Source organism: Mycolicibacterium pyrenivorans, assembly GCF_025821625.1.
GTDB classification, from domain to species: Bacteria; Actinomycetota; Actinomycetes; order Mycobacteriales; family Mycobacteriaceae; genus Mycobacterium; species Mycobacterium pyrenivorans.
Map to the genome: position 1 here is coordinate 122,321 of NZ_JACKSH010000151.1, position 20,442 is coordinate 142,762.

A 20,442-nucleotide genomic window follows, 5' to 3' on the forward strand; every position below is an offset into this window, starting at 1 on the left:
GCTCGCTGGTTCTCCGTCAGGACGAGCGCCTCGACAATCCGATGGAGGCGGGGATCCCGTCAGCGCTGATGCGCTTGCGGAACACCCAGTAGGTCCACCCCTGATACATCAGCACCAACGGCAGCAGGGCGAGCGACGCCCACGTCATGATCCGCAGGGTGTACGGCGTCGATGCACCGTTCTCGACGGTCACATTCCAGTCGGGGTTCAGCGTCGACGGCAACAGGTTCGGGTACATCGAGCCGAAGATCAGCACCGTCACCGCCGCGACGACGACCACGGTGGACGCGAACGCCCAGCCTTCGCGGGTGCCCTGCCAGATCAGTGCCACGGCGATCAACAGCGCCACCACGGCGACCCCCAGCGCAATCCAGGTCCACGGCCGGCCGTAGGCGAGTTGGGTCCACAGCCCGAAAGCACCGGCGAGCACGATCGCCGGGACCGACAGCCCCCGGCCGAACCGCAGCGCATCGTCGCGGATGGTGCCCGACGTCTTCAGCGCGATGAACACCGATCCGTAGAACGCGAACAGCGACGCGGTGGCCAGTCCACCCAGCAGCGTGTAGGGGCTGAGAACGTCGCCGATCCCGGCCTTGGACTGGCCGTCGGCATCGATCGGCAGGCCCCGCAACAAGATTGCGAAAGCGACCCCCCACAGAACCGCAGGCAACCACGAGCCGAGCGCGATGCCGATGTCGGCCCATCGCCGCCATTGCGGATCGTTGATCTTGCCTCGCCACTCGATACCGACGACACGCAGGATCATGCCGAAGAGGATTGCCAGCAGGGGTAGGTACAGCGCCGAGAACAGCGTGGCGTACCAGTTGGGGAAGGCCGCGAACATCGCCGCGCCCGCGGTGATCAGCCAGACCTCGTTGGCGTCCCAGACGGGCCCGATGGTGTTGAGCACCGCGCGGCGACGGTCGTCGGTGTCGCCTTCGCCTGCCGATCCCAGCGGGGCCATCAGCATGCCGACGCCGAAGTCGAACCCCTCGAGCACCAGGAAACCGAGGAACAGCACGGCGATCAGGTAGAACCACAGCTCATGGAGAGCCACGACGACCTCCTAGTACGCGAACGACAGCGGTGCGACGTCGTCCTTGTCGGGCGGCGTCGGCGGCGCGGGCTCTGAATCGTGTTCCAGTGGACCCTCGGTCACGTAGCGGCGCATCAGGAAGAACCAGGCGACCGCCAGGGCGCCGTACAGCAGCGTGAACACCGCGAGGGAGAAGAGCACCGTTCCGGCCGCGTTGTTGGAAACGCCGTCCTGCACCACCATTCGCACCATCTGATCGCCGGTCGGATTGGGCACCACCACCCACGGCTGGCGGCCCATCTCGGTGAAGATCCAGCCGGCCGAACTCGCAAGGAACGGTGTCGGGATGGTGAGCAGGGCGAACGTGCCGTACCACCGCTGGTCCGGGATTCGGCCCCTGCGGGTGAGCCAGAGGCTCAGCAGCGCGAACGCCACCGGCACCAGCAGCAGCCCGATCATCACGCGGAACGCCCAGTAGGTGACGAACAGGTTGGGCCGGTAGTTTCCTGGCCCGAACTTCTCCTCGGCCTGCTGCTGGAGGTCCTCGACCCCCTCGAGGGTCACCCCAGAGAACTTGCTCTCGGCCAGGAACGGCAGCACGTAGGGCACCTCGAGAACCCGGGTGATGCTGTCGCAGTTGTTGTGCGTGCCGACGGTCAGGATCGAGAAGTCGGGGTCGGTCTCGGTGTGGCACAGCGATTCCGCGGAAGCCATCTTCATCGGCTGCTGCACGAACATCAACTTGCCCTGCACGTCACCGGTGGCCAGCAGGCCGACCGCAGCGACCAGCGCGACGAAGCTGCCCAGGATGGCGGCCGGGCGGTACATCGTGCGTGCCTCGGCCGCCTCGTCCCGCCTGTGTGAGCGGACCATGAGCCAGGCGCAGATGGCGGCGACGAACGCGCCCGCGGTCAGCAAGGACGCGGTGACGGCGTGCAGGAATGCCCAGATCGCCGTGTTGTTGGTCAGCAACGCGCCGAAGTCGACGAGCTCCGCGCGGCCGCTCTCGGGGTTGAACTTGGCGCCGACCGGATGCTGCATGAACGAGTTGGCGGCGATGATGAAGTATGCCGAGGCGTTGACACCGAAGGCGACGATCCAGATGCACGCCAGGTGCACCAGGCGCGGCAACCGGCTCCACCCGAAGATCCACAGCCCGATGAAGGTGGATTCGAAGAAGAAGGCGATCAGCCCCTCGAATGCCAGGGGCGCGCCGAAGATGTCACCGACGAACCGGGAGTACTCGCTCCAGTTCATGCCGAACTGGAACTCCTGCACGATGCCGGTCGCAACTCCGATGGCGAAGTTGATCAGGAAGAGCTTCCCGAAGAACTTGGTGAGCCGGTACCACGCGGGGTTACCCGTGGCCACCCACACCGTCTGCATGACGGCGATCAGCGGGGCGAGGCCGATGGTCAGCGGGACGAAGATGAAGTGGTAGACGGTGGTGATGCCGAACTGCCACCGCGACACGTCCAGTGCGTCCATGCGCCACTCCCAGGGCTCAGCCTAATTCGTCCACTCTGCCTACGACAGAGTGTAGTAGCTTCGTCGGCTCCCGGCGCAAGGGGCTTTGGGCCTCATTCGGGCGCTGGCGCCGCAGCCTCCTCATCGGCGGTGACCGGTCTCCTGTTCGCCGCGCGGATGAAGAAGGCCGAGACCACCTCGAAGACGCCGATGACGATGAGCCAGATGCCGACGACCATGGTCAACGTCGCCAGTGATTCGAACGGCGAGGCCAGCATGATCACACCGGCGATCAAACTGATGACGCCGATGAAGATCTCCCAGGCCCGGCCGGGAAGCGTGGGATCGGTGATCGCCGACATCGCGGTGGCGACACCGCGGAAGATGAAGCCGATACCGATCCATATGGCCAGCAGCAGGATCGACTCCTGCAGGCTCAGGAAGCACAGCACGGCCAAGACGATTGCGGCCGCACCGCTGACGAAGAGCAGGATCCGTCCGGTGGTCGACCCGTGCAGGCTGAAGGCGAGTACCACCTGCGATATGCCGGTGACCAACAGAAAGGCCCCGAAGAAGATGGCGGCCACGAGGATGGTGATGGCCGGCCAGACCAACACCATGATCCCGAGAATGACGGCGAGAACCCCAGAGAGCAGAGCGGACTTCCACAGGTGCTGCAACATGCTTGGGGGAGCGGCGGTTTCCATGCGCGCAGTCTGACACACCCGCGAAGGGCGACGCCCGATTTCGCGGTACGGCTGTGATGTCTCAACAGGGTCGTTAATGTTCCGTTACCGGCGCTGCGCGTCGGGTCATCGGTCGTTAACGTCCTTGGCTGGAGACGCCCGGAGGGGACTCCGGACAAGGGGCTGACGGCCCGAAGAAGAAAGTAGAGGCAATCGTGTTGGGTTCAATCCAAGACCGCCGGAGCAAGATCTGGCGCTTCGCGGCAGTGTTCGCCGCCACCGGTGCCCTGGCCCTTTCGGGGTGTTCCAGCAGTTCCGAACCGAGCGGCGGAGAAGATTCCCCGACGGCGGCCGCACCGGCGGAGAAGGTCGATGCGATCGCCAACACCGTGCCCGAGGCCATCAAGTCGTCCGGCACTCTCATCATCGGCGTGAACATCCCCTACGCGCCGAACGAGTTCAAGGACCCCGACGGCAAGATCGTCGGGTTCGACGTCGACCTGATGAACGCGATCGCCGGGACGCTGGGGCTGACGCCCGAATACCGCGAGGCCGACTTCGCCAAGATCATCCCGTCGATCCAGGGCGGCACGTTCAACGTGGGGATGTCTTCGTTCACCGACAGCAAGGAGCGCGAGGAGCAGGTCGATTTCGTGACGTACTTCTCGGCCGGGACGCTGTGGGCCCAGCCTGCGGGCGGTGACGTCGACCCGGAGAATGCGTGCGGCAAGAAGGTCGCCGTGCAGGCGACGACCGTTCAGGAGACCGAGGAGCTGCCCGCGCGGAGCCAGAAGTGCACCGACGCCGGCCAACCGGCCATCGAGATCGTCCCGTTCGACAGCCAGGACGCGGCCACCAATGCCGTCGTCCTCGGCCAGGCCGACGCCATGTCGGCGGACTCGCCGGTCACGCTGTACGCGATCAAGCAGACCAACGGCAAGCTGGAGCAGGCCGGCGAGGTGTTCGACTCGGCGCCCTACGGCTGGCCGGTGGAGAAGGGCTCACCGCTGGCCCAGTCGCTGCTGCAGGCGCTCGAGCACCTGATCGAGACCGGACAGTACAAGGAGATCGCGGCCAACTGGGGTCTCGAGGAGGGCATGATCGACAAGCCGGTGATCAACGGCGCGGTCTCCTGACCCACGGGGGCAAGTACACATGACTGATGTCGGCACGCCGCCACAAGCCATCGACGCCATCCCGTTGCGCCACCCCTGGCGTTGGGTGGCGGCGGTCGCCATCGTCGTCCTGGTGGGGCTGTTCCTGTACGGCGCCGCGACCAATGCGGCATACGGTTGGTCGACCTACCGGGAGTACCTGTTCAACGAGCGAATCATGCTCGGGGTGTTCAACACACTGCAGTTGACGGTCTACTCGATGGTCATCGGCATCGTGCTCGGCGTCGTGCTGACGATCATGCGACTTTCGTCGAACCCGGTGCTGGGTGCGGTGTCATGGGTGTTCCTGTGGATCTTCCGCGGCACCCCGGTGTACGTGCAGCTGGCGTTCTGGGGACTGTTCCCGACGATCTACCAGAACCTGCGGTTGGGTGTGCCTTTCGGGCCGTCGCTGTTCGAATTCGACCTGCAGGCCCTGTCCATACCCTTTGCGCTGGCGATCATCGGCCTGGCTCTCAACGAAGCCGCGTACATGGCCGAGATCATCCGCGCCGGCATCACGTCGGTACCGGAGGGGCAGATGGAAGCGTCGACCGCACTGGGCATGTCCTGGGGGATGGCGATGCGGCGCACGGTGCTCCCGCAGGCGATGCGGGTGATCATCCCGCCGACGGGCAATGAGGTCATCAGCCTGTTGAAGACCACGTCGCTGGTCACCGCGGTCCCATACTCGTTCGACCTGTACAGCATCGCGACCCGGGAGATCGCCGCGCGCACCTTCGAACCGGTCCCGCTGCTGTTGGTGGCCGCCACCTGGTACCTGGTGATCACCAGCATTCTGATGGTCGGACAGTTCTATCTGGAGCGCTACTTCTCCCGAGGCGCGTCGCGCAAACTGACCACCAAACAACTCGAGGCGCTGGCCCTGGCGCAGCAACCGCCGGCCGGCTGAGAGGCACACGTATGACCGCTGAAGCGACGACCGGCAGACCGATGGTCAAGGCCGAACTCGTGTGCAAGGATTTCGGCGCGCTCAAGGTGCTCAAAGGCATCACGCTGGAGGTGCAGGAGGGCGAGGTGATGGTGCTTGTCGGCCCCTCCGGCTCCGGCAAGTCGACGTTCCTGCGCTGCATCAACCACCTGGAAACCGTCTCGGCGGGAAGGCTTTACGTCGACGGCAAGCTGGTCGGCTACAACGAGCGCGGCGGCAAACTCTACGAGATGAAGCCGCGCGATGTCGCCAGGCAGCGCCGCGAGGTCGGGATGGTGTTCCAGCACTTCAATCTGTTCCCGCACCGGACCGCATTGGGCAACATCATCGAAGCCCCGCTGAACGTGAAGGGCGTCAAGAAGAGCGACGCGGTCGAGCGGGGCAAGGACCTGCTGGAACAGGTAGGGATGGCCGACAAGGCGGAAGCCTATCCGGCGCAGCTGTCGGGCGGACAGCAGCAACGGGTGGCGATCGCCCGGGCGCTGGCGATGGACCCGAAGCTGATGCTGTTCGACGAACCCACCTCGGCGCTGGATCCCGAATTGGTGGGCGAGGTGCTCGCCGTGATGAAGAAGCTTGCCTCCGAGGGTATGACGATGGTGGTGGTGACCCACGAGATGGGCTTCGCGCGCGAGGTCGCCGACGAGGTGGTGTTCATGGACGCCGGCGTCGTGGTGGAGCGCGGTGACCCGGTCGAGGTGATGACGAACCCGAAACACGAACGGACGCAAGCGTTTCTGTCCAAGGTGATGTAACGCCCGACCCGGCCACGCCGCTGTGGCGGGCCGCTCAGGTGTTCCGTCTTCTCAGCTGCGTGTATGCGCTGGGCTTCCAGATCGCGATCAACCCGGATCTGGAGCATCCGGTCGCCGGTTGGCTGCTGTCCGCAGTCCTGATCGGCTGGAGCGCAGCGTGTGCGGTGGCCTATCTGCAGGGCTTCGGGCGCAGGCCCGCATGGGTGGTCGTCGAGATCGTGGTCGTGGTGGCGTTGATGCTGACGACCGAGCTCATCGCCTCCGACCAATGGGTGCTGGCCAACCAGTCGTGGCCGACCACGCTGTGGGCGACCAACGCCACCATCTCCGCGGCGATCCTGTTCGGTCCGATCGCCGGGATGCTCACCGGTGTGGTGGTCATGGCCGCGGGTGCCGCGCTGAAGGGGTACGTGCACATCGACCTGAGCCGGAACGCCACCATCGTCATCGAGTTGGCCGTCGGCCTAGTCGTCGGGATGGCCGCCCAGACGGCCAGGCGTGCGCATGCGGAACTGGAGAAGGCAGCCCGGCTTTCCGCGTCGATCGAGGAGCGGGAGCGGCTGTCGCGCCAGGTCCATGACGGCGTGATCCAGGTGCTGGCGCTGATGGCGCGCCGGGGACGGGAAATCGGGGGAGAGACGGCGGAGTTGGCGGAACTGGCCGGAGAGCAGGAACGGGCGCTGCGGCGTCTTGTCAATGCCGGTGACGCCGAACCCCGGGACGGCGCGACAGCCGACATCGGGGCGCTGCTTCGGCGCCGGGCCTCCGACCGGGTGTCGGTGAGCGTGCCCGCCGAGCCCGTGCTGCTCGAGGCGGCGGTGGCCGACGAGTTCTTCGCCGCGGTGTGCAACGCGCTCGATAACGCCGAGACCCACGCCGGTCCCGACGCCCGCGCGTATGTTCTCCTCGAGGATCTCGGCGACTCCGTCACGGTGAGCGTGCGCGACGACGGCGTCGGGATTCCCGACGGCCGGCTCGAGGAAGCGGTCGGCCAGGGCCGCGCAGGCATAGCGAAATCCATCGTGGGACGTATGGACTGGCTGGGTGGACGAGCCGAGCTGAGCACGGATCCCGGATCCGGGACGGAATGGGAGCTGACCGTGCCGCGGAGGTCCCGGTGAGCGAGGGAGCCACGACTGTCATGGTGGTCGACGACCACCCGATCTGGCGGGACGCGGTCGCCAGGGACCTGGCCGGCGACGGGTTCGACGTCGTGGCGACCGCGGACGGAGTGGGCTCTGCGAGACGGCGTGCCGCCGTCGTACAACCCGCCGTGGTGGTGATGGACATGCGGTTGGCCGACGGCGACGGGGCACAGGCCACGGCCGAGGTGCTGGCGGTGTCCCCGTCGTCGCGCGTCCTGGTGCTCTCGGCGTCCGACGAGCGCGACGACGTGCTCGAGGCCGTGAAGGCGGGGGCCATCGGATACCTGGTCAAGAGTGCCTCCAGGCAGGAACTAACCGAGGCGGTCCACGCGACCGCACAGGGGCGGGCCGTGTTCACTCCCGGCCTGGCCGGGCTGGTTCTGGGGGAGTACCGCCGCATCGCCAGGGACGCCGCCGGATCGGCAGAGCCGAAGGGGCCGACGCTGACCGACCGTGAAACCGAGGTGCTGCGCTACGTCGCCAAGGGGCTGACCGCCAAGCAGATCGCGTCGCGTCTGTCGCTGAGTCACCGCACGGTGGAGAACCACGTGCAGGCGACCTTCCGCAAGCTGCAGATCGGTAATCGGGTGGAACTGGCGCGGTACGCCATCGAACACGGGCTCGACGAGTAGTTGTACTCATCCGCTGTCGCCGCGCCGCTGCGACGATGGCGGCATGACCGAACCGCACACCGTCGTCATCTGCCGGCTCTCCGCGGACTTCGCCGCGATGTCGCATTATCTCGCCAGGGTGTCCATCGACCTGCGCGAGCTGGACCGGATCCTCACCGAGCGCCCTGAGACCCGGTACGTCGCGCCGCCGCAACCCGCGCCACCGCCGCGGCCGGTGCCGCCACCGGCCGCGCAGTATCGGCCCGCGTATCCGCCGCCTCCGCCGCCCAGGGTGCCACCGCACCCACCGAAGGAGCGCTCCGAAGGCTGGATCGGCAAGCTACTGGCCGTCGCAGGCGTCGCGGTCACGCTGATCGGCGTCGTGTTGCTGCTCGTGCTGGCCGCGCAGGCCGGCATCCTGCGCCCCGAGTTCCGGGTGGCAGCAGGCGCCGTGCTGGCCGCCGCCCTGGTGGCCACCGCGTGGTGGCTCAACGCCCGTCCGGGTGGGCGGGTCGGGGCGATCGCACTGGCCGCCACGGGCGTCGCGGCCGCCTACATGGACGTCATCGCGATCACCACGATCTACGAATGGGTGTCGCCACCGCTCGGACTCATCCTGGCCGCGGCGATCGCGGGCGGCGGGCTGACACTGGCCCGCCGGTGGGACTCGGAGCATCTCGGGCTACTGGTGTTGGTCCCGCTGATCGGGTTGGCGCCGGTCGTCACCGACGGCATCACGTTGCTGCTCGTCGGGTTCATGCTCGCGCTGGCCGCGGTGTCGGTGCCGGTACAGCTGGGCAAGGACTGGATCTGGATGCACGCGGCGCGCATCGCCGCCGTCGCCTTCCCGCTCCTGGTGGCGCTCGTCGCGCGCCACTTCGACTCCCGCGAGGACCTCTGGCTGGCCGGCGCCTGCGGAATCGCGGCTCTGGTGGCGATCGGATCTGCGCTGCTCCTGCTGCCTGCAACGTCTCAGCGCGGTGTGATGGCGTTGCTGACCGGGGCAGGAGTGACTCCGGTGCTGTGCGTGGTCCTGGCCGTCGACCACGTGATCGCGGCGTTGATGGCCGCCGCCCTTGCGGCCGCGTTGCTGGCGATCGTCCTTGTCGGCGAACGGTTTCCAGGCGTGCCAGGGGTGGTCCGCCAGGTGTTCTCGGCGCTGTCCGCGGTCGCCGCGCTGATCGCGGTGACGGTGGCGTTCGACGGGGAGATCGCGGGACCGGTGTTGCTGGCGATGGCGGTGGTGGTGGCGATGGCAGGTCGTCGTGACGTGGTCGCACGCTGGGCCGCGGTCGGGTTCGCGATCGTCGGCGCCGGTGTGCACCTGAGCTTTTCGCCCCTCGACACTCTTCTCGCGCCGACTGAAATCGCCATGGCGTCAGGCATTTCCACGCTGGTGGCCAGCATTCTGTTGGCCGCGTGTGCGGTGGCGATCGTGTGGTCGTGGGGGCCCGGGATGCGTGCGCTGTGGGTTGGTGCGGCCGCGGTGATCGTCTATGCCGTCACGTCGTTCACCGTCACGGCGGGCATGCTGGTCGGTGGCGACGGCGGGTTCTACGCCGGGCACATGGTCGCCACCATCTGCTGGATCGCGATGGCGGCCGCACTGTTCGGTTATGCCGCGCGGCTGACGCGTGCCGAGCGGTCGGTGCCGATCGGCGGCGGGCTGGGTCTGGTGGCTGCCGCGATGGCCAAGCTGTTCCTGTTCGATCTGGGCACGCTGGACGGCATCTTCCGGGTGGCGGTGTTCATCGTCGTCGGGTTGATCCTGCTGGGGATGGGCGCGGGTTACGCGCGACTGCTCGACAAGCAGGACAAACAGGACGACAAGACTGTGACGACAACCATAGGCTAAACTAGACTCATTCCAGATTAGGAGGCGTTGACATGAGCATGAGTACAACAACGAACGCACGTAGGACAGATGCCGAGGTCTCGGGCTTCCAGGCGTCCGCGCAACTGAGCGCCGCGCTGCAGCGGGTACTCGTCGACCTGATCGAGCTCCACCTGCAGGGCAAGCAAGCGCACTGGAACGTCGTCGGCTCCAACTTTCGCGACCTGCACCTGCAACTCGACGAGGTGGTCGATTTCGCCCGCGAGGCCAGCGACACCGTCGCCGAGCGTATGCGTGCGCTGGACGCGGTCCCCGACGGCCGGTCGGACACCGTCGCGGCGACCACGACCTTGCCGGACTTCCCCGCCTACGAGCGAAGCACCGAAGACGTCGTCGCTCTGATCACCGGCCGCATCTATGCCGCGGTGGGCACCCTGCGGGACGTCCACGACGCGGTCGACGCCGAGGACTCGAGCACCGCGGACATCTTGCACCAGCTGATCGACGGTCTGGAGAAGCTGGCCTGGCTGCTCAAGTCGGAGAACCGGAAGGTGTGACACCGTCCGTGACACGGACAATCCGGCCAGAGTCCGTGACACGGACAATCCGGCCAGAGTCCGCGAAGCGGACAATCCGGCCAGAGTCGGCCCGGTGGCCGACGAGGTACCAGGTGCGCATCAGACCCTTGCCCTTGATGTGGACATGGCCGCGCTCTTCGAGCACGAAGGAGTCGTGCAGACGTTCGTAGACGTTGTCGGGCACCTGAATCCGGCCTTCGACGTCGGTGGTCTCCATCCGGGACGCCACGTTGACCGCGTCGCCCCAGACGTCGTAGAAGAACTTCTTCGCGCCGACGACGCCCGCGACGACAGGTCCGGCTGCCATGCCGATGCGCAGCGGCACGTCGCGGCCTTCGGAGTCTTTGAGGTCGGCGACCGCGTCGGCCATGTCGAGGGCGAGAGAGGCCAGCGCCTCCATGTGGTCGGCGCGGGGGATCGGCACCCCGCTGACGACCATGTAGGAGTCACCGCTGGTCTTCACCTTCTCGAGCCCGTGCCGATCGACGAGCGCGTCCAGATCGGTGTAGAGGCGGTCGAGGAACCGCACCAGCTCGGCGGGTGCGGTTTCGCTGGCGCGCTTGGTGTAGCCGGCGATGTCGGCGAACAGGATCGACGCATCGTCGTACTTGTCGGCGATCACGGTGCGCGTCGGATCCTTGAGCCGGTGGGCGATCGTCTCGGGAAGGATGTTGGCCAGCAGCTGCTCGGAGCGCTGATACTCGGCCTCCATCGCCGCTTCCGCACGCTCGATCTCGCGCAGGGTGTACCAGATCGTCGCGACGATCATCACCACGGAGGAGACCGTCGAGCTGACGAATCCGACGGAGAGCGTCCAGGACGGCCCGAGGCCCCTGTCATGGGGCACCGTCAACTCGAGGGCGATCGTCAACACCACGCCCGCCGCGGCGATCACCGCCGCCATCGTGATGCGCTCGATGCCGAGCACAAGCACGGCCAGCGACGCCGCGACGAGGAAGTAGAACTGCAGGCCCGACCCGGTCCCGATGGTGTAGCAGATGAAACCGACCGACACGTAGGCGAAGACGACGAAGGCCAACGGAGCGGCCAGCTCGCCGAATCGGCACAGCCGCGGAATCAGGATGAACACCAGCCCGCACACCACGTTCACCGCGCCCAGCCACCACAGCGCGCCACCCATGACCAGCTGGAACACTCCGAAGGCTGCGGACACGACGGCCGCGATCCAGCTGGCGATTTTCAGCACCCGCAACCGGCGGTCCACCCGGCCGCTCCGGTGCCTGTCAGGAGACCAGGCGCGGCCGTCCAGTGCCACGTCGGGAACGCATACGGGTCGCACCTTGACCACGGGCAAAGACTAACGCTCAAATCCGATCAACCTGCTCGAATGACGCGTATCGCCGTGCTGCCAGATGGATCCGGTGATCGGCGGCCTCGGGACCGACACGGAGCTCATCGCCGCCGCCATCGCGACCGCGGCGTCCGCCAGGCGCGGAGGTCATCGTGCTTCCGGAGCCGGCTCCAACCGACCGGTCATCGCGGCATGCGACCGCACCGGGGTCGGGCGTGGGCATGGCGATCGCCGACATCGATCGGCGAGATGGCGGGATCGGGATATCGGGTTCCGCCGTCCCTCGCTCGCCGTGCCGACGGCCAGACCCTTCAGCTGACCCCGCTGCTGTACGCGACGTTGAGTGAGATCGACGGTCGCCGTACGCCGGCGGAGGTGGCGGTCGCGGTGTCCGAGTCGACGGGCCGCACCGTCAGCGAGGACAACGTCCGGAGCTTCGTCGAGAAGCTGCGGCCTCTCGGCCTCCTGATCCAGGCCGACGGCAGCCAGCCGGCTTTGAAGAAGCGAAACCCATTGCTGGGACTTCGTTTCCGCTACGCCGTCACCGACCCCGACCGGACGCGCCGCCTGACCGACCCGTTCCGGTTCCTGTTCCGGCCGTGGGTGGTCATGGTGGTGCTCGCGGCATTCGCGGTCGTGTGCTGGTGGGTGTTCTTCCGCAAAGGGCTGGCGTCGGCGGCCTACGACGCCTTCGAACGCCCGGGCCTGCTGATCCTGGTCTTCGCGGTCACCATCATTTCGGCGGGATTTCACGAGTTCGGGCACGCCGCCGCAGCCAGGTACGGCGGCGCCACTCCCGGCGTCATGGGCATCGGCCTCTACCTGGTCTGGCCGGCGTTCTACACCGACGTCACCGACTCCTACCGCCTCGGGCGCCGCGGGCGGTTGCGCACGGATCTCGGCGGTCTCTACTTCAACGCGATCGTCGCCGTCGCGATCACCGCAGTGTGGTTGTGGCTGAGCTACGACGCCCTGTTGCTCGTCGTGGCGACGCAGATCATCCAGATGCTCCGCCAACTCGCGCCGCTGGTGAGGTTCGACGGCTACCACGTGCTGGCCGACCTCACCGGTGTCCCCGACCTCTATGGCCGCATCAAGCCGATACTGCTGGGCATGCTGCCCTGGCGGTGGCGCGACCCCGAACCCCGCCAGCTCAAGTGGTGGGCCCGCATCGTCGTGAGCGTGTGGGTGCTGGTCGTGGTTCCACTCCTGATCGGAATGCTCGCGCTGGCGGTCATCGCCTTGCCCCGACTGCTGGGCACGGCGTGGGCGAGTTTGAACAAGCAGCAGGACGTCTTCGTCACCGCTTGGGCAGACGGGGACGTGATCCAGGCGACCGCGCGCGTGCTGGGGATCATCGCGATCGTCATCCCCGTCGCGGGGGTCATCTACCTGCTGGTCCGCTTCACCCGGCAGTGCGTCGGCACCGCCCGTAAGGCCACCGCCGACAAGCCCGTCCAGCGCGCGCTGGTGTCGGTGCTCGGGGTGGCCGTGCTGTGCGGAATCGCGTATGCGTGGTGGCCGCACGACGGCAATTACCGCCCGATCGAGGCGTCGGACCGCGGCACCATCGGTGACATCGTCTACGCGCTGGGCGTTTGGGACACCAGCGGTCAATCACGCAGAAGCGCCGATGGCGCCGATGTCGCGACCCGCCCGGTCGCCGCGAGTAGAACTCTTGCGGCCGGACAGCAGGGCCAGATATGGACCCTGTGGGACACCCGGACCCGGCCCCCGACCGCGAACTCGCCGAAGCTCGCGATGGTGCTGGTTCCGCGGGTTCCCTCGGCGTCCGTTGCCAGTGGTGGGTACGGCGTCGCTGCTCCGATGACGTCGGCCGACCAGGGCTGGGTCTTCCCGTTCGACAAGCCACTGGCCCCGGAAGATGGCGATAACCAGGCGCTGGCGGTCAACACCACCGACGGCACCGTCGAGTACGACGTCGCCGTCGCGCTGGTCTGGCAGACCGACGAGGAGTACGCGTTGAACGTCAACGAGGCGCACGCCTACGCGTCCTGCTCGTCGTGCGCGGCGGTCGCGGTCGCCTATCAGGTGGTGTTCGTCATCGACGAAGACGACGCCAACGACAACGTCGCCGTGCCGCAGAACCCGGCCGGCGCCCTCAATTACGACTGTGTCAACTGCCTGACCTACGCGGTTGCCCAGCAATTGTTCGTCACGCTGGACGATCCGTTGTCCGAGGAGGCCAGGGCGGAGATCGACGAGGTCTGGCGGCAGGTCGGCATCTACGCCGCATTGGTGGAATCGGGGGGCGTGCAGAACCTGAGCGAGATCGCGCCGACGTTCGACGCCTTCACGGAGCAGATCAAGGAAATCGTCGAGGCCGAAGTGCCTGGGACGTTCCCCACCCCCTCGTCGACAGTGTCGCCGACGAGTTCACCAACGGCGGTATCCACGACGGTCGCAGCCACCGCGACCTCCCAACCGCCGAGTAGTACGACGTCGGAGCCGACATTGACGAGTGACCCGACGGCGACGACTGGGTCGACGTCGACGATCACCACTACCGACCCCACATCCACCGGTGACCCCACGGCGACGAGTGACCCCACGACGACGAGTGACCCCACCACGGAAAGTTCCATCGACACGTCAGTCACCAGCGATCCCACAAGCGATTCCACGGCGGGGGACACTACGTCGGACGGATCGACCTCGGACGGGTCGACCTCGGACGGCACCGACTCCGGAGCCTGAGTGGGCGGTTGCCGCAACTGGGTTATCTGGTGCCCTCGGTGAGATTCGAACTCACACTGGACGGGTTTTGAATCCGTTTCCTCTGCCAGTTGGGATACGAGGGCGCGGCCTCCCACCATAGAGGATGGCCCCGAGGTCGCTCATCCGGGCTTCGACAGACACAATGTGTCCCATGACCGGGTCACCGACAGACTCACCAAGCCCCGCGGCCAAGCCGCACCGTGTGCTCGTCGCCGAGGACGAGGCGCTCATCCGGATGGACTTGGCCGAAATGCTGCGCGAGGAGGGCTACGAGATCGTCGGTGAGGCCGGGGACGGTCAGGAGGCCGTCGATCTGGCCGAGTCGCTCAAGCCCGACCTGGTGATCATGGACGTGAAGATGCCGCGACGGGACGGCATCGACGCCGCTTCGGAGATCGCCGCGAAGCGAATCGCCCCGATCGTCATCCTCACCGCGTTCAGCCAGCGCGAGCTCGTCGAGCGCGCCCGCGACGCAGGTGCGATGGCCTACCTCGTCAAGCCGTTCAACATCACCGACCTCATCCCCGCCATCGAGGTGGCGGTCAGCCGGTTCAGCGAGATCGCCGAGCTGGAGAAGGAGGTCGCGACGCTGTCCGACCGCCTGGAGACACGCAAACTCGTCGAGCGCGCGAAGGGTTTGCTGCAGGCCAAGCAGGGGATGACCGAACCCGAGGCGTTCAAGTGGATTCAGCGGGCCGCAATGGACCGGCGCACCACGATGAAACGGGTCGCCGAGGTGGTCCTGGAGACTCTCGACACGCCTCCAGGGGCCACGTCCTCGACCTAGGGAATTCGGCCTCCACCGGCGCCGCCCGTTAAGACTTCGTTTCCGTTACCGACTTTTACCGGGTCACCTGGCCGATCTGCGGGACGCGTTTGCCAACATCACGCACTGCGGCGACGGGTTGGTTATGGTCGTCGCGAAGCATCGCCGCCCTGGCCGTCCGCGGCCGGTACGACAGTGCCGACAAAAACAGTGAACCGGAGGTGGAACGTGCGCGGTCGCGTGGCACGCAATGCAATTGCTCTCGGTAGCGCTGGTCTGATTGTGCTGGGCATTGCCGGCTGCAGTCAGTCCACGCCGGAAGAGGAGGCATCGCAGACCAACCTGAAGATCGTCGAAAAGGTGCAGATCGACGAGAACGGCGCCGAAGTCGCGGCGGCCGAGGGCGCTGCGCCCGCCGATCCGGCCGGCGACGGACAGGCGACATGCCCGCCCGTGTCGATCGCCATGGCGGGGGCCCTCAACGGACCCGATGCCGCGCTCGGCATCAACATCAAGAACGGCGTGCAGCTGGCCATCGACAAGCACAACGCCGCCAACCCGGGGTGCCAGGTGCAGCTCAAGCCGTTCGACACCGAGGGCGACCCGCAGAAGGCCACCGCCATCGCCCCGCAGATCGTCGACGATCAGTACACGATCGGCCTGGTGGGCCCGGCGTTCTCCGGTGAGACCAAGGCCACCGGCGGTGTGTTCGACCAGGCCGGGCTGGTCGCCGCCTCGGCGTCGGCCACCAACGTGACGTTGTCGGAGAACGGCTGGAAGACGTTCTTCCGGGGACTGGCCAACGACGGCGTGCAGGGCCCGTCGGTCGCCAACTACATCAAGAACACCCTCGGCCATCAGAAGGTGTGCGTCGTCGACGACAGCACCGACTACGGCCTGGGCCTGGCGCAGGCGGTGCGCGAGACCCTCGGCCCGGTCGCCGATTCGGCGTGCAACATCTCCGTCAAGAAGGGCGACAAGGACTTCTCCGCGGCCGTGACCCAGATCAAGGGCGCCGCTCCGGACTCGGTGTTCTTCAGTGGTTACTACGCCGAGGCGGCACCGTTCGTCCAGCAGCTCAAGGACGGCGGCTTCGAGGGCACCTTCGTCACCGCGGACGGAAGCAAGGATCCCGAGTTCGTCAAGCAGGCCGGCGAGTCCGCCCAGGGCGCCGTCATCTCCTGCCCGTGCGGTCCGGCTACCGGCGCATTCGCCGAGGAGTACCAGGCCAAGTTCAACATGGAGCCCGGCACGTACAGCACCGAGGGCTATGACCTGGGCACCATCCTGCTCCAGGGCATCGACTCCGGCGCCATCACCCGGCCTGCGCTGCTTGACTTCGTACGCAACTACGAGGGACAGGGCGTGGCTCGTAAATACCAGTGGAGCCCCACCGGTGAGCTCACCAACACGCTCATCTGGATCTACGACGTCCAGTAGGCACTGAAGCGAGAACGCGTCCGAGACCTGATGGCTCGGACGCGTTCTCGTCATCATCACCATTGCACTGGTCACCGCGAACCTGTATCTAGGAGCCCGCCACCGGATGAACCTGGCCGCGAACATCAACTTCAACGTCGGAGCGTTGTTCGACGGTTTCTGGCAGCTCACCATCGACGGCCTGTCCTGGGGGGCCATCTACGCGTTGGTCGCCGTGGGCTACACCCTGGTGTTCGGTGTGCTGCGGCTGATCAACTTCGCCCATTCCGAGATCTTCATGCTCGGCATGTTCGGCGCGTACTTCGCGCTCGACATGATCCTGGGCTTCACACCGAGCGGAAACGCATACAACAAGGGCGTCGCCCTCACGGTGCTCTATCTCGGTATCGCAATGCTGTTCGCGATGCTGGTCTCGGGAAGCGCGGCGATCGGCCTCGAGTTCGTCGCGTACCGACCGCTGCGGAAACGTCATGCCCGATCCCTGACGTTCCTGATCACCGCGATCGGCATGTCGTTCGTCCTGCAGCAGTTCGTGCTGTTCATCCTGCCCAAGCTGATACCGGGCTACGGAGGACCCAACGCGCAGCAGCCCATGGTGCTGGTCCAGCCCAAGACGCAGTTCACGTTCTTCGGGGTGGCGATCTCCAACACCACGATCGTGATCATCGTGTCGGCGCTCGTGCTGGCCGTGCTCACCGACATCGCGATCAACCGGACCAAGTTCGGCCGCGGGATCCGCGCGGTCGCGCAGGACCCCACGACCGCGACGTTGATGGGTGTCTCGCGGGAACGCATCATCATGACGACGTTCCTGATCGGCGGGCTGCTGGCCGGGGCCGCGGCGCTGCTGTACACACTGAAGGTCCCGCAGGGCATCATCTACTCCGGCGGATTCCTGTTGGGGATCAAGGCGTTTTCGGCGGCGGTCCTCGGCGGCATCGGCAACCTGCGAGGGGCACTGCTCGGCGGCCTGCTCCTCGGCATCATGGAGAACTACGGCCAGGCGGTCTTCGGGACGCAGTGGCGTGACGTCGTGGCGTTCGTGCTGCTGGTCCTCGTGCTGCTGGTTCGGCCGACCGGAATTTTCGGTGAAAGCCTCGGGAAGGCGCGGGTATGAGCTGGACGCAAGATCGCGCGAGGACGACGTGGCAGCGGCTGCTGGATCGGTGGGATGGGCTGTCGCGCTCCCAGAAGTGGGTGTTCGGGATCATCCTGTTCCTCGGGGTGGGGTTGTCGCCGTTGTTCACTCCACCGTTCCTGGACACGCCTGGCATCAGTTTCGGCGGCACCATGGCGCAGTTCGCGATGGTGGCGATCATCGCGATCGGGCTCAACGTCGTCGTCGGCCAGGCCGGACTTCTCGATCTCGGTTACGTCGGCTTCTACGCGGTGGGTGCCTACACGGTGGCGCTGCTCACCAGCCCGGAGAGCCCATGGAACCAGATGAGCCCCAACGGATTTCTCAGCACGCCCTGGGCGTGGCTGTCGTGTGTGCCGCTCGCGATGGCGGTCACCGCGCTCACCGGTCTGATCCTGGGTTTCCCGACCCTGCGGCTGCGCGGCGACTACCTGGCGATCGTCACGCTGGGCTTCGGCGAGATCATCCGACTGCTCGCCGACAACCTGTCCGACATCACCAACGGCCCGCGCGGACTCAACGAGGTGGCCTTCCCGCACTTCCTCGAAAGCGAGAAACACCCCGAAGGGGTGTTCTCCGTGTCGAACTCGGGCGGCGACGCGAACTACGGCACGTGGTGGTTCTGGCTGGGCCTCGTGCTGATCGTCGCCATCCTGCTCCTCGTCGGAAACCTCGAACGCAGCCGCGTCGGTCGCGCCTGGATTGCCGTGCGCGAGGACGAGGACGCGGCAGAGGTGATGGGCGTCAACGCGTTCCGCTTCAAGCTGTGGGCCTTCACGATCGGCGCGGCGATCGGCGGGTTGTCCGGCGCGCTCTACGCCGGGCAGGTCCAGTACGTCGCGCCGCCGACGTTCAACATCATCAACTCGATGTTGTTCCTGTGCGCGGTCGTGCTCGGCGGCCAGGGCAACAAACTCGGTGTGATCCTCGGGGCCTTCATCATCGTGTACCTGCCCAACCGCCTGCTCGGCGTGCACTTCCTCGGCATCGACATGGGCAACCTGAAGTATCTGTTCTTCGGGCTGGCGCTGGTGGTCCTGATGATCTTCCGGCCGCAGGGTCTGTTCCCCGCCCGCCAGCAACTGCTGGCCTACGGCAAGGCCGCACGAGACCTACTCAGAGCCCGGCCGACGGACAAGGAGCCGACGCAATGACGGCCCCCGGCAACGACACGGCGCCGGAGAGCTTCGAGGAGAACATCGAGGAGATCGCCGGTGTACACCGTGAGATCCACGCCGACGAGGGCGAGGTACTGCTGCAGACCACGGATCTGACCGTCAAGTTCGGTGGTCTGGTGGCCTTGGACGCGGTGACCTTCGACATCCGCCGCGGTGAGATCCTCGGCCTCATCGGGCCCAACGGGGCAGGCAAGACGACGTGCTTCAACGCGATCACCGGCGTCTACCGGCCGAGTTCGGGTTCGGTGACGTTCGACGGCGCGCCGATCGGGCGGATCAAGCGTCACGAGATCACCCGGCTCGGTATCGCACGGACCTTCCAGAACATCCGGTTGTTCGGCGAGATGACCGCGCTGGAGAACGTGATGGTGGGGACCGACGCCCGGCATCGCACGTCGGTGCCCGGCGCGCTGATCCGCTCGTCGAGGCACCGGCGCGAGGAGCGCTCGGCGATCGAGCGATCGGCGGCGCTACTACATTTCGTGGGCATCGGGCACCGCGGTGAGGAGAAGGCCAAGAACCTGTCCTACGGCGACCAGCGCCGGCTCGAGATCGCGAGGGCGCTGGCCACCGAGCCCAAGTTGCTCTGCCTGGACGAGCCCGCGGCCGGCTTCAACCCCAGCGAGAAGTCCGCGCTGATCGACCTGATCCGCAAGATCCGCGACGACGGTTACACCGTGCTGTTGATCGAGCACGACATGCGGCTGGTCATGGGCGTGACCGACCGCATCGTCGTGCTGGAGTTCGGCCGCAAGATCGCCGACGGCCTGCCTGCTGAGATCCGCGAAGACCCGAAGGTCATCGCCGCCTACCTGGGGGTGCCCGACGATGACATCAGCTGACACGGCAGCGACCGACCCGCGGCCGGTTCTGCTCGAGGTGCGCGACGTCGTCGTGCACTACGGCCGGATCAAGGCCCTGCACTCGGTGTCCCTGGCGGTGCACGAGGGCGAACTCGTCACGCTGCTCGGGTCCAACGGTGCGGGCAAGACCACCATGATGCGCGCCATCTCCGGCCTGCTCCCGCTGACCTCGGGCTCGGTGTGGTTCGACGGCAGGGAGATCAGCCGGGTCAAGGCGCACAAACGGGTGGCCGACGGCCTGATCCAGGCGCCGGAGGGGCGCGGCGTCTTCCCCGGGATGACCATCCTCGAGAACCTCGAGATGGGCTGCTACGGAAGAAAATTCGCTTCAAAGGCCGAACACGACGAACGACTCGACTGGGTGCTGGAGACGTTTCCGCGGCTGGCCGAGCGCAGGAGCCAGGTGGGTGGCACGTTGTCCGGCGGCGAGCAGCAGATGCTGGCCATCGGCCGCTCGCTGATGGCGCGCCCCAAGGTGCTGTTGCTCGACGAGCCCTCGATGGGGTTGGCGCCGATGGTGATCTCCCAAATCTTCAAGATCATCGCCGAGATCAATTCCACCGGCACCACGGTGCTGCTCGTCGAGCAGAACGCCCAGCAGGCGTTGAGCCGGTCCGACCGAGCCTACATCCTCGAGACCGGCGAGGTCACCCGGACCGGCAATGCCCGGGAACTGTTGGCGGACGACAGCATTCGCGCCGCCTACCTCGGCGTGGCATAGCGGGGCAAATCTCGCCGAGCGTACGATTTGTGACGGAAATCGGGCGAAATCCGTCAGAAACCGTACG

General features: G+C 66.6%; 17 protein-coding genes, 1 tRNA gene and 1 pseudogene. 14 read left to right on the plus strand and 5 right to left on the minus strand.

From position 1 onward, the window contains the following. Positions 1-16: 16 nt before the first annotated feature. The 3 genes from cydB to H7I57_RS18675 all read right to left on the minus strand — a co-directional run bounded on the left by cydB (position 17) and on the right by H7I57_RS18675 (position 3,210). A complete protein-coding gene (gene cydB / locus H7I57_RS18665; RefSeq protein WP_264025214.1) occupies positions 17-1,057 on the minus strand; it encodes a cytochrome d ubiquinol oxidase subunit II in 1,041 nt (346 codons plus the stop codon). A gap of 9 nt (positions 1,058-1,066) precedes the next feature. After that, entirely contained in the window at positions 1,067-2,524 is a 1,458-nt protein-coding gene (locus H7I57_RS18670) for a cytochrome ubiquinol oxidase subunit I (RefSeq protein ID WP_264025215.1), read from the minus strand. A gap of 92 nt (positions 2,525-2,616) precedes the next feature. After that, a complete protein-coding gene (locus H7I57_RS18675) occupies positions 2,617-3,210 on the minus strand; it encodes an HdeD family acid-resistance protein (protein ID WP_264025216.1) in 594 nt (197 codons plus the stop codon). Between the two features lie 194 nt (positions 3,211-3,404). Between H7I57_RS18675 and H7I57_RS18680 the strand changes: the two genes are divergently transcribed. From H7I57_RS18680 to H7I57_RS18710, 7 genes and pseudogenes are all read left to right on the plus strand, one after another. Further along, entirely contained in the window at positions 3,405-4,325 is a 921-nt protein-coding gene (locus H7I57_RS18680; protein WP_264025217.1) for an ABC transporter substrate-binding protein, read from the plus strand. Between the two features lie 19 nt (positions 4,326-4,344). Further along, complete coding sequence (locus H7I57_RS18685; RefSeq protein ID WP_264025218.1) at positions 4,345-5,256, plus strand: amino acid ABC transporter permease; 912 nt, start codon at positions 4,345-4,347, stop codon at positions 5,254-5,256. 41 nt (positions 5,257-5,297) lie between these two features. Continuing rightward, positions 5,298-6,050: an amino acid ABC transporter ATP-binding protein gene (locus H7I57_RS18690; protein WP_264025219.1), complete on the plus strand. Its 753-nt coding sequence runs from the start codon at positions 5,298-5,300 to the stop codon at positions 6,048-6,050. Beyond that, a pseudogene (gene macS / locus H7I57_RS18695) lies at positions 6,050-7,171 on the plus strand (MacS family sensor histidine kinase); the annotation flags it as partial. The gene H7I57_RS18690 and the pseudogene macS, both read left to right, overlap by 1 nt. A gap of 20 nt (positions 7,172-7,191) precedes the next feature. Next, positions 7,192-7,827 carry a LuxR C-terminal-related transcriptional regulator gene (locus tag H7I57_RS18700; RefSeq protein ID WP_372510283.1) on the plus strand — a complete coding sequence of 212 codons (636 nt, stop codon included), beginning with the start codon at positions 7,192-7,194 and terminating at the stop codon, positions 7,825-7,827. Positions 7,828-7,870: 43 nt separating this feature from the next. Continuing rightward, complete coding sequence (locus H7I57_RS18705; protein ID WP_264025221.1) at positions 7,871-9,661, plus strand: DUF2339 domain-containing protein; 1,791 nt, start codon at positions 7,871-7,873, stop codon at positions 9,659-9,661. A 32-nt stretch (positions 9,662-9,693) separates the two neighbouring features. Then, entirely contained in the window at positions 9,694-10,197 is a 504-nt protein-coding gene (locus H7I57_RS18710) for a Dps family protein (RefSeq protein WP_372510275.1), read from the plus strand. Here the strand turns inward: H7I57_RS18710 and H7I57_RS18715 are convergent. Beyond that, positions 10,172-11,518, minus strand: coding sequence for an adenylate/guanylate cyclase domain-containing protein (locus H7I57_RS18715; protein ID WP_264025280.1), 1,347 nt, complete (start codon positions 11,516-11,518; stop codon positions 10,172-10,174). The genes H7I57_RS18710 and H7I57_RS18715 overlap by 26 nt on opposite strands. Positions 11,519-11,779: 261 nt before the next feature. On the opposite strand from H7I57_RS18715, the gene H7I57_RS18720 reads away from it, so the two are divergent. Continuing rightward, complete coding sequence (locus tag H7I57_RS18720) at positions 11,780-14,248, plus strand: zinc metalloprotease (RefSeq protein WP_264025223.1); 2,469 nt, start codon at positions 11,780-11,782, stop codon at positions 14,246-14,248. Positions 14,249-14,275: 27 nt separating this feature from the next. On the opposite strand, the gene H7I57_RS18725 is transcribed toward H7I57_RS18720, so the two are convergent. Beyond that, a tRNA-Leu gene (locus H7I57_RS18725) sits at positions 14,276-14,352 on the minus strand. A gap of 68 nt (positions 14,353-14,420) precedes the next feature. Here H7I57_RS18725 and H7I57_RS18730 point away from each other — a divergent pair. The 6 genes from H7I57_RS18730 (at position 14,421) to H7I57_RS18755 (ending at position 20,375) form a co-directional block, all read left to right on the plus strand. Next, positions 14,421-15,056 carry a two-component system response regulator PdtaR gene (locus tag H7I57_RS18730; protein ID WP_264025225.1) on the plus strand — a complete coding sequence of 212 codons (636 nt, stop codon included), beginning with the start codon at positions 14,421-14,423 and terminating at the stop codon, positions 15,054-15,056. 207 nt (positions 15,057-15,263) lie between these two features. Next, the gene (locus H7I57_RS18735; protein ID WP_264025227.1) at positions 15,264-16,475 is read left to right on the plus strand and encodes a branched-chain amino acid ABC transporter substrate-binding protein; all 1,212 of its coding nucleotides are present in this window, start codon (positions 15,264-15,266) and stop codon (positions 16,473-16,475) included. A 106-nt stretch (positions 16,476-16,581) separates the two neighbouring features. Then, positions 16,582-17,592 carry a branched-chain amino acid ABC transporter permease gene (locus H7I57_RS18740; protein ID WP_264025228.1) on the plus strand — a complete coding sequence of 337 codons (1,011 nt, stop codon included), beginning with the start codon at positions 16,582-16,584 and terminating at the stop codon, positions 17,590-17,592. Beyond that, a complete protein-coding gene (locus tag H7I57_RS18745; RefSeq protein WP_264025230.1) occupies positions 17,589-18,767 on the plus strand; it encodes a branched-chain amino acid ABC transporter permease in 1,179 nt (392 codons plus the stop codon). The genes H7I57_RS18740 and H7I57_RS18745 overlap by 4 nt, the downstream gene beginning before the upstream one ends. Continuing rightward, complete coding sequence (locus H7I57_RS18750; RefSeq protein WP_264025231.1) at positions 18,764-19,633, plus strand: ABC transporter ATP-binding protein; 870 nt, start codon at positions 18,764-18,766, stop codon at positions 19,631-19,633. Before H7I57_RS18745 ends, H7I57_RS18750 begins: the two co-directional genes overlap by 4 nt. Beyond that, a complete protein-coding gene (locus tag H7I57_RS18755) occupies positions 19,620-20,375 on the plus strand; it encodes an ABC transporter ATP-binding protein (RefSeq protein ID WP_264025232.1) in 756 nt (251 codons plus the stop codon). The genes H7I57_RS18750 and H7I57_RS18755 overlap by 14 nt, the downstream gene beginning before the upstream one ends. Positions 20,376-20,442 lie beyond the last annotated feature (67 nt).